The sequence below is a fragment of the Acidocella sp. genome (assembly GCF_050253495.1).
Classification (GTDB): domain Bacteria; phylum Pseudomonadota; class Alphaproteobacteria; order Acetobacterales; family Acetobacteraceae; genus Acidocella.
The window spans coordinates 18,928-28,061 of record NZ_JBFWIX010000032.1; the positions used below are offsets into that span (position 1 = coordinate 18,928).

The 9,134-nt window shown below is 62.3% G+C and carries 10 protein-coding genes; 6 read left to right on the forward strand and 4 right to left on the reverse strand.

The window, feature by feature from the left end:
- Window positions 1-60 precede the first annotated feature (60 nt).
- Complete coding sequence (locus AB7D48_RS16395) at window positions 61-999, reverse strand: LysR family transcriptional regulator (protein WP_427981386.1); 939 nt, start codon at window positions 997-999, stop codon at window positions 61-63.
- A gap of 210 nt (window positions 1,000-1,209) precedes the next feature.
- Here AB7D48_RS16395 and AB7D48_RS16400 point away from each other — a divergent pair, with 210 nt between their 5' ends.
- From AB7D48_RS16400 to AB7D48_RS16420, 5 genes are read left to right on the forward strand one after another with little or no spacing between them, the layout of a single operon-like run.
- A complete protein-coding gene (locus tag AB7D48_RS16400; protein WP_427981388.1) occupies window positions 1,210-2,244 on the forward strand; it encodes an ABC transporter substrate-binding protein in 1,035 nt (344 codons plus the stop codon).
- A 1-nt stretch (window position 2,245) separates the two neighbouring features.
- Window positions 2,246-3,247: a fatty acid desaturase family protein gene (locus AB7D48_RS16405; protein WP_427981390.1), complete on the forward strand. Its 1,002-nt coding sequence runs from the start codon at window positions 2,246-2,248 to the stop codon at window positions 3,245-3,247.
- The gene (locus tag AB7D48_RS16410; RefSeq protein ID WP_427981392.1) at window positions 3,247-4,023 is read left to right on the forward strand and encodes an N-acyl homoserine lactonase family protein; all 777 of its coding nucleotides are present in this window, start codon (window positions 3,247-3,249) and stop codon (window positions 4,021-4,023) included. Before AB7D48_RS16405 ends, AB7D48_RS16410 begins: the two co-directional genes overlap by 1 nt.
- A 1-nt stretch (window position 4,024) precedes the next feature.
- On the forward strand, window positions 4,025-4,882 hold the full coding sequence (locus tag AB7D48_RS16415; protein WP_427981395.1) for an ABC transporter permease: 858 nt from the start codon (window positions 4,025-4,027) through the stop codon (window positions 4,880-4,882).
- Window positions 4,879-5,697, forward strand: a complete 819-nt coding sequence (locus AB7D48_RS16420; protein ID WP_427981406.1) for an ABC transporter ATP-binding protein — start codon at window positions 4,879-4,881, stop codon at window positions 5,695-5,697. The genes AB7D48_RS16415 and AB7D48_RS16420 overlap by 4 nt, the downstream gene beginning before the upstream one ends.
- A gap of 103 nt (window positions 5,698-5,800) precedes the next feature.
- Here the strand turns inward: AB7D48_RS16420 and AB7D48_RS16425 are convergent, their stop codons facing one another.
- Window positions 5,801-7,042 carry a flavin monoamine oxidase family protein gene (locus AB7D48_RS16425; RefSeq protein WP_427981397.1) on the reverse strand — a complete coding sequence of 414 codons (1,242 nt, stop codon included), beginning with the start codon at window positions 7,040-7,042 and terminating at the stop codon, window positions 5,801-5,803.
- Window positions 7,043-7,163: 121 nt separating this feature from the next.
- On the opposite strand from AB7D48_RS16425, the gene AB7D48_RS16430 reads away from it, so the two are divergent.
- On the forward strand, window positions 7,164-8,054 hold the full coding sequence (locus tag AB7D48_RS16430) for a LysR family transcriptional regulator (protein WP_427981399.1): 891 nt from the start codon (window positions 7,164-7,166) through the stop codon (window positions 8,052-8,054).
- Between the two features lie 28 nt (window positions 8,055-8,082).
- Here the strand turns inward: AB7D48_RS16430 and AB7D48_RS16435 are convergent, their stop codons facing one another.
- Window positions 8,083-8,805: an amino acid ABC transporter ATP-binding protein gene (locus AB7D48_RS16435; RefSeq protein ID WP_427981402.1), complete on the reverse strand. Its 723-nt coding sequence runs from the start codon at window positions 8,803-8,805 to the stop codon at window positions 8,083-8,085.
- On the reverse strand, window positions 8,792-9,134 hold a 343-nt coding region (locus tag AB7D48_RS16440), incomplete at its 5' end, for an ABC transporter permease subunit (RefSeq protein WP_427981404.1). The genes AB7D48_RS16435 and AB7D48_RS16440, both read right to left, overlap by 14 nt.

Sequence of the window (9,134 nt, forward strand, 5' to 3'; positions counted from 1 at the left end):
CGGCGGCGAAAAGGGTCTTTTAGGGAAGCGAACTTTCCAGCCCGTGCAAGCAAAACCCTCTCACACGCCCATCACCAGCCCATATTCCCGCGCCAGCTCCGTGAGGAAATTCAGCGCCGAAGGGGAGAAATGCGCGCGTGCGCGGGTGGCCAGCTCAAACTCCACGGCATAGCCGAAGCGGTTGGGCAGCACCGGGCGCAGCGGCAGGGCAAAGCGCGTGGCACGCACATAATGGTCCGGCAGATAACCGATATAACGGCCGGTGAGCACCAATATGGCCACGCCCTCCACATCGTTGGCCGTGGCGGTGCGGACCAGACCGCTGGCGAATTGGCGCGCCTCGTCCTGCTCGGCATAGATGCGCCCCACCACCTCGCAATCCATCAGCATCTCCACGGGCACTTCGTCCGGGCAATAGCGGTAGAGCGGGTGGGTTTCCGCGCAATAGAGATTATTCTGTTCGCCATAAAGAAAACGGTAATTCAGGCCCGGCAGGCGCTGGCGCACGGAAACGATGGCGGCATGCAGCCGCTCCTCCAGCACCGCCCTTTCCAGCAGATTCGGCGGATCGACGCTGATATTCACCTGTACCCGCGGCGCCCGGCGCTTGGCCGCCGCCAATATATGGGGCAGGCGGAAATTCGGGTCCGTCACCAGCGTGTCGATCAGGCCGAGATTGAGATCGCCCGCGATTTCGGTATGGATATTGTTCATCCGTTCCCGGAAGCCATCCAGGGCGCCCAGCAATTGCCGGACCGCCGCCAGCACGGAACGCCCCTGGTCCGTCAGGGCGAAGCCGCCGCGCCCGCGCCGGCACAGCGTCACGCCAAGCCGGGTTTCCAAAGCCTTCAATTGCTTGCTGATGGTGGATAGCCCAATCTGCAATTCCGCCTCGGCCGCGGTGAAGCCGCCCGCCTCCGCCACGGTGGCGAAAAGCCGCAGGAGCCTGAGATCCACATCGCCGAGATTGCCCTTGAAGGGTGCTGTTTTGCGGGGCATTCTTTCCTGATAAGGAAAGTGAATAGGCATATCAAGCCATGTACGTGCTTTCCATCAGGCGTTAAGCGATTTTTATGGCCATTTGTTCATCAATGTTTGGGGTTGATGCTTCGCCTCGTCAGAACAAGGGAATAAATTATGCTCAATCGAGTAAAATTTATTCAATTTGGCCGTGCATTCCCCTTTCCAGCCACCGTCGAGGATGAAAGCATGATCTCTGTCCGGATCCGGGCTTCGCGTACCGCCGCCAGTCTCCGCCGCGCCTTTGCCGCGGCCGCCATTTCCCTTCCTCTTCTCGGCGCCGGCATGGCGGCGGCCGGCGCGGCGACGCCGGTGAAGCTCGGCATCACGCCCTGGATCGGTTATGGCCCGATCTACGTGGCCGATGCCAAGGGCTTTTTCGCCAAGCAGGGGCTGGACATCAAGCTGGTGAATTTCAGCGACCCCTCGACCATCCCCGGCGCCGTCTATTCCGGCCAGGTGGCGGCGGCCACGCTGACTTACGATCAGGTGATCGGCACCAATGCCAAGGGCTGGAATCTGAAGGTCGTGATGCCGATCGATTATTCCGCGGGAGCGGATGCGATGGTTTCGACCGACGACATCACCTCCGTGTCCCAGCTCAAGGGGATGAAGGTGGCCTATTCGCCGTTGACCCCGTCCGACTTCCTGCTCGGCTATGCGCTGAAGCAGGTCGGGTTGAGCGAGAAGGACATCACCACCGTCAATGTCCCCGCCGAGGGGGTGCCGGGTGTGATGATCGGCGGCTCCACCAAGGTGGGCGTGACCTATGAGCCCAGCGTGACCGGCATTCTGCAGGCCGATGGCGGGAAGAAATTCCATGTCCTGTTTTCGTCCAAGCAGGCCCCGGGGCTGATCACGGACGTGCTGGTGGTGACGCCCAAGACCATCTCCTCGGATCCCGCCATGATCACGGGCTTTATCAAGGCCTTTGTCCAGGGGGAGGAATATATGAAATCCAACCCCGACGAGGCGGACGCCATCATCGGTAAGGCGCTGGGTGAGGATGTCGCGACGGCCAAGGCGCAATTGGCCGGGGTGGAGAATCCAACCTTGGCGGAAATGCCCACCGTGCTCGCCAAGTCCGACAAGCTGCCCTCTTTCTGGGCGAGCGGGCCGGTCATCGGCGACCTGCTGAAGTCCGAAGGGCAGATTACCGCCGTGCCGGATATCGCCGATACCTATGATGCGAGCTTCGTCGATTCCCTGGCTGGCGTGAAATAAAATGGCGGCCCTGTTCCGTTATCCCGGCAGCGCAAAATATAATTTCGCGGCTCTGGTTTATGCGTTGCTTTGCTATGGAGCGGGGCTGCTATTCATCACCCGGCACAATCTGGCGCTCAACGTGGCCGGCACGCTGCTGCTGGCGCATGCGCTCGTCGTCTGCGCCTATTTCATCCATGAATTCGCGCATGGCTCGATCTTCGCCAAGATGTCGCGCAACGATCTGGGCGGCGAGATCATGGCCTGGATCACCGGCGCCTGCTTTGCGTCCTATGCCGGGTTGAAGGAGAAGCATCTTCGCCATCACGCCGACAGGCTCGATGTCACGACCTTCGATTATCGTGAGATCTTGCGCCATTGGCCGGCCTGGATGCGCAATGTCGTGCTGGCGCTGGAATGGGCCTATATTCCAGCCGTCGAGCTGTTGATGCACGCGCTGGTGATCGTCACGCAATATAAGGGCGGCCCGGCCATGCGCCGGCGCGCGACGATCCTGCTGGCCTCGCGCCTCGCTTTCTTCGCGGTGCTCGCCATCCTCGCGCTCCGCGCATTGATCTGTTACGCCGTCGCTTATTTGATCATGCTGCAGGTGCTGCGCTTCATGGATGCGTATCAGCACACGTTCGATGTCTATGTCTCCAGCTCCCTCGCGCCCGCCCCCGCGGCGAAAGTACGCGACCGCGCCTATGAACAGGCCAATACCTACAGCAATGTCCTGTCCATTTCCCATCCGCTGCTCAATCTGCTGACCTTGAATTTCGCCTATCATAACGCCCATCATGCCCGCCCGGCCGTGCCTTGGCACGAGCTGCCCACCCTGCACGAAAAACTCTACGGCGCGGACAAGACCCAGGTGCTGCCGGCGCGCGCATTGTTCTCCAGCTATCACCGCAACCGCGTGAAGCGTGTTCTGGCCTCCGATTATGGCGAGGTGCATGCCCAGGGTGACCGCGCGCATGATTTTCTGGGTGCCGTCGGCGTTTCGTTCCTCACGGCGGTCTGATGACACAGGTCAAGAAATTCTGGCCGCTGCTCACCGGCACATACGCCTACGAAAAGACGATCTCCACCCGCCATCGTGGCCATGGGGAGATCATCGAGGCGCCGATCCTCGCTTATCTCATCGAAACCGCCAATGGCCGTATCCTTTACGATGTCGGCTGCGATTATCGAAAGATCGACGATCCGCTCCAGCGGGAAAAATTTTACGGCGGTTTCGCTTTCGGCGCGCCGGAGATGCGTGAGGAAGACAGGCTGCCCAGCCGCCTCGCGGCGCTTGGATTGTCGGTCAAGGATGTCGATCTCGTCTTTCTCGGCCATCTGCATTTCGATCATGCGGGTGGTCTGCATGATTTCTGCCATGCCGAGCTGCATGTGCATGAGCGTGAGTTGCAGGCCGCGCGCGAACCGGCGGATCAGGTCTATTTCGCGGAAGACCTGGCCCCCGCCAAACATTGGCGCTGCGCCTGCGGCGATTACGATCTGCTTGCCGGCGTTCGCGCCATCGAAACACCGGGCCACACGGCGGGGCATATGTCCATGCTGATCGAGCTGCCCAAGGGCAAGCCCATCCTGCTTTGCGGCGACGCGGCGGATCTGCAGGAAAATCTTGACGAGGAGATCGCTCCTGGGCTCTGCTACAAGGATGACGAGGCGGGGGCGCTGGCCTCCATCCGGCATCTGAAGAGCCTTGCCGCGGAGACGGGCGCCGAGCCATGGCCCAACCATGACCTCGCTTTTTTCCGGTCACGAGACGATTTTCCACGCTGGCGGGAGTAGAATGTTGCAAAGTCCGGACATGCTGTCTTCCTCCTTGCCTGGTGCCGCCACCGAAGTGCGGATGCCGGTGCCTGAAACCGGTCCGGTTTGGACCGTGCGCGGCAAGCTCAGCCCGTTGATCTACCGGCTCATCGCGGTCACCAGTTTTCTGCTGCTATTGTCCGCCTGGTGGGGCATCACCGGCAGCGGACTGGTGGAGCCGCTCTTCCTGCCCGGCCCCGTGGCGGTGGTGAAGCAGGCTTATATCTGGGCCACGCAGAACGATCTGCTGAGCGACACCGCCATTTCCGTCTATCGCGTGCTGGCGGGCTTTCTGCTCTCCGCCGTGATGGCGGTGCCGCTGGGGCTTTATATCGGCGCGTTCCAGCCGGTGCGCGCGTTTTTTGAACCCTTGCTGGAATTTTCACGCTATCTTCCGGCGGTGGCGTTCGTGCCGCTGGTGCTGCTCTGGGCCGGCATCGGGGAAGGCTCGAAGATCGCGCTCATCTGGATCGGCACGTTTTTTCAAATGGTGCTGATGGTGTCGGACGATGTTTCGCGCGTGCCGATGTCGCAGATCGAGGCGGCGCGCACGCTGGGGGCCACCAATGGCGAGGTTCTGCGCAAGGTGTTGCTGCGCTCCTCCATGCCCGCCATGTTCGATACGATGCGCATGACCCTCGGTTTCGCCTGGACCTATCTGGTGGTGGCGGAAATGGTCGCGGCGAATTCCGGGCTCGGCTATGCCATTCTGCAGGCCCAGCGTTTTCTGCAAACCGGCAAGATCTTCGTCGGCATCATCGTCATCGGCCTGATCGGGTTGCTGACCGACCAGGGGCTTCGCTTTCTTCACCGCAAATTATTCCCGTGGACGAAATGACAAGCACGCTGGAAGTCACAAATCTGTTCAAGCGTTTCGGCACGTTCGAGGCGTTGCGCGACATCACCTTGTCCGTCGCGGCGGGGGAGTTCGTGGCGCTTGTCGGCGCCTCTGGCTGCGGCAAATCCACCTTGCTGCGGATCATTGGCGGGCTGGAGACGCGCAGCAAGGGCAAGGTGACCATCAACGGCCAGCCCGTGACCGGCCCAGGGCGAGACCGCGCCATGGTGTTTCAGGATTATAGCCTCTATCCCTGGCTGTCCGTCATCGAGAATGTCAAATTCTCCCAGGGGCTTAGAACCTACGCCAAAAGCCAGAACCGGGAGGAAAAAACGCAGGCGGCGCGCCGGGCGGAATTGCTGCTGGATCTGATGGGGCTCGCACGGGTGAGCGCCTCCCGCCCGAGCGAGCTGTCCGGCGGCATGCGTCAGCGCGTGGCCATCGCCCGGGCCTTGATGGCGCAACCGGATTTCCTGCTGATGGACGAGCCCTTCGGCGCGTTGGACACGCAAACGCGCGAGGTGATGCACGAGCTGATCCTGCATGTGAAGGAGACTGAGCGCTGTGGCGTCTTGTTCGTCACGCACGACGTGGAGGAAGCGGTCTATCTGGCCGACCGCGTGGTGGTTCTGGCGCCGCTGCCGGGCCGGATCGACAGCGTCTGGCCCATCGCATTCCCCCGGCGTGAACTGGCGCTGAAAATGGAGCCGGATTTCCTGGCCTTGAAAGGGCGGATCACGGATCGCATTCGTGCGTCCTCGGGCATGCTGGCGGATCTTTCGGCCATCCGCGCGCTGGGCAGGGTCGAGGCGTAGACCACCGCCGCACGCACCGGATCGCGGTGAGCGCTTCATAAATTTCCTTGAAAATCGCGGAATGTTTTGGGGAGCGTCGGTAAACGCTCCCCAAACCGGAAAATTATAAAGATGGCTGAGGCCGCAAGGTCGCCAGCGCTTCCCCGGCGGCGCGCATGCCGCTTTCATAGGCGCCATGGGCGGTGGTGTAGTCCAGCGGGCTCGTCGCCTCGCCAGCAAAGAACAGGCGATTTTCAAATGGCCGTGCCAGGGTCCGCCGGGCGCCGGCCTGGCCTGGTTTGGCGTAGCTGTAGGAGCCGCCAATATGGGTGGTGCGCGTCCAGCCCGTGGTGATCAGCGGGCGCACACAGTCGCGCGCTTGCGCGCCGAACAATCGCGTCAACCCGTCAATGGCATGGGCGAAGGCCGCCGCAGGCCCTTCCTCCGCCACGATCGCGGCGCTGTCGTTGCCCAGATAGCATTCGATGGTTGGATACCCCATGGGCCTGATATTGTAGCTGACGCTTTTCAGGTCGCGCGGATTGCCGAACAGATGCGTCTCCGGCGCGAAGGGGCCGTTCTTCACCACTTCCAGGATCGCCTTTTCATCGCGCCCCAGCGGCAGGTTCGCGGCGGCCTCCCGCCACGGGGCCAGACCGGCGGGCAGCTTGATCGTTTCGCCCGCCAGCATGGCGGTGGAGACGGTGAGAATCACCGCCTTGGCGCGCAACGTGCCGGCACTGGTTTCCAGCGCCGCGCCGCCGCCGGTGAGGCTGATGGATTGCACCGGGGTCGAAAGGCGCAGCCTGGTGCCTTCGGGCAGATGCGAGGTGATCAGCGCCCCATATCCGCCCGGCAGCCGCCAATTCTCATCCGTGGAGGCCGCCTCGTAAGTGGCGTAATCCTTGGCCGACATCTCTTCCAGCACGCCGCCGCTGATATAGCCGACCTTGGTGCGGATATGGTTGTTCCATTCATTGCCCGGCTCCAGCGCCTCGGCGGCGATGTCGCTCGCGGGCGGAGCCGTCAATAATGTTTCGGTCCAGCGCTCGAAGCTTGCCGACGCCTCGCGCTGCTCAGCCGGGGTGAATCCGAGATCCTGATATTGCACGGCCCAGCCCGAGGGTTTCCGGTCGATCTTCACGCCCGCTGTTTCCGCCAGCCCGGTCCAGACATTGCGGCTGGCCGAATGCAGCCAGGCGCAGCCCATATCCAGCGGGATCCCCGCGATGTCCAGGGTCCAGGCCCGCCCGCCGATGCGCGGCGCGGCCTCGATCATCGTCACCTTGAGCCCGCTGCCCGAAAGCCGCCTTGCCGCGCCGATTCCGGCGGCACCCGCGCCCACGATGGCAATATCGATATCCATTCCTCTCTCCCCTGGCTTCCAGACGCATGCGCGGTCCGCCCGCGCCGGGCTCAATATGAAGGGCCAGTGAATGAGCTTAATATGATATAATCAAAATAGGATATTTTGATTTGGAGATATAATGCGCGGAAATGATTTCGCCCGGCTGCGTGCTTTCGTCACGGTGGTGGAGGAAGGCAATTTCGCCCGCGCGGCGTCGCGCCTGCGCATCGCGCCGCCCACGCTCAGCCAGATCATCCGCGAGCTGGAGGAGATCCTGGGGGTGCGGCTGCTCAACCGCACCACGCGCAGCCTGTCCATGACGGCGGCGGGCCAGCGCCTTCATGCCCGCTTCAAGCCCGCCATGGCGGAGATGCAGGCGGCTCTGGACGACATTGCCAGCCTGCGTGACAAGCCTGCTGGCCTCGTGAGGCTGCATACCCCCTCCATGGCCTGCGCGATGTTCGTCGAGAAGCTGCTGGGGGCATTCCATGCGGCCTACCCGGACATTCTGCTCGACATCACGGTGGATGACGCGGTGACGAATATCGTCGAGGCCGGATTCGATGTCGGGATCAGAATTGGCGAATTGCTGGAGCAGGATATGGTGGCCTTGCGCCTGACAGGCGACATGCGCCAGCTCGCCGTGGCTTCCCCGGCCTATATCGAGGCCCATGGCGCGCCGGAAACCCCGGCGGATCTCCTGGCGCATCGCTGCATCAACTGGCGTCCGCCGGGGCGGGCGGGCATTTATAATTGGGAATTCGCCAAGGATGGCCGCTGGTTCGCCGTGGCGGTCGGCGGGCCGCTGGTCGTCTCCCACCGGGAGGTTGCCTTGGCGGCGGCCCTGCAAGGGGTGGGAATCGCCTTCTGGGTCGAGCATATCCTGCGGCCCCATATAGAAGCCGGGCGGCTCGTGCCGCTGCTGGAGGCGTTTTCCCCGCCTTACCCTGGCTGGCATCTTTATTACCCCAGCCAGCGCGCCTTGTCCGGCGCGGTCCGCGCCTTCGTGGATTTCTGCCGGACGGTCTGACAAGCCCGCCCCGGCATGCCGGCGGCGGTTACAGCACCTTCGCCAGGAAGTTCTTCGTCCGGTCCATTTGCGGATTCGAGAACAGCTCGGCCGGCTTGCCTTCCTCGACGACATAGCCGCCATCCATGAAGATCACCCGGTGGCCGACCTCGCGCGCGAATCCCATCTCGTGGGTCACCACCACCATGGTCATGCCCTCGACCGCGAGATTTTTCATGACTTGGAGCACTTCCCCCACCATTTCAGGGTCGAGCGCGGATGTCGGCTCGTCGAACAGCATCACGTCGGGCTTCATGGCCAGCGCCCTGGCGATGGCCACGCGCTGCTGCTGCCCGCCGGAAAGCTCATCCGGATAATGGGTTTCCTTGTTGGGCAGCCCAACCTTGGCCAGCAGCTCGCGCGCGGTCTCGTTGGCCTGCGCCGCCGGGATATTCTTGACCTTGCGCGGCCCGATGGTGATGTTGTCCAGAATCGTCAGATGTTTGAACAAATTGAATTGTTGAAACACCATGCCGACATGCTGGCGCAGCTTATGGATGTTGGTTTTCGGGTCGGTCAGGTTCATCCCGGCGATCTCGATCTCGCCGCTGGTGACCGTCTCCAGCCCGTTCAGGCAGCGCAGAAAGGTGCTTTTGCCGCTGCCCGAGGGGCCAATGACGACGACCACCTCCCGCGCCTCCACATGATTGGTGATTCCTTTCAGAATCTCGTGGTGGCCGAAGGATTTGCACAGGTTTTTAACGTTTATCAACTTGCAGCCTCCTCTCCATATAAGCCGCGCATTTGGACACGGAGAAGATCACGATGAAATAGAGCAGGGCAACGACGCCCCAGATCGTGAAGGAAGCGAAGGTCGCGGCGATCACGATCTCGCCTTTATAGACCAGCTCGGCAACGCCGACGGGAGCCAGCAGCGAGGTGTCCTTGATCGTCTGTGCCGCCTGATTCACCAAGGGCGGGATCATTCTCTTGAAGGCCTGCGGCAGCACGCTGTCGCGCATCGTCTGGAGCCCGGTCATTCCGATGCTCATCGCGGCTTCCTTCTGCCCCCTGTCGACGCCGAGAATACCGGCGCGGATG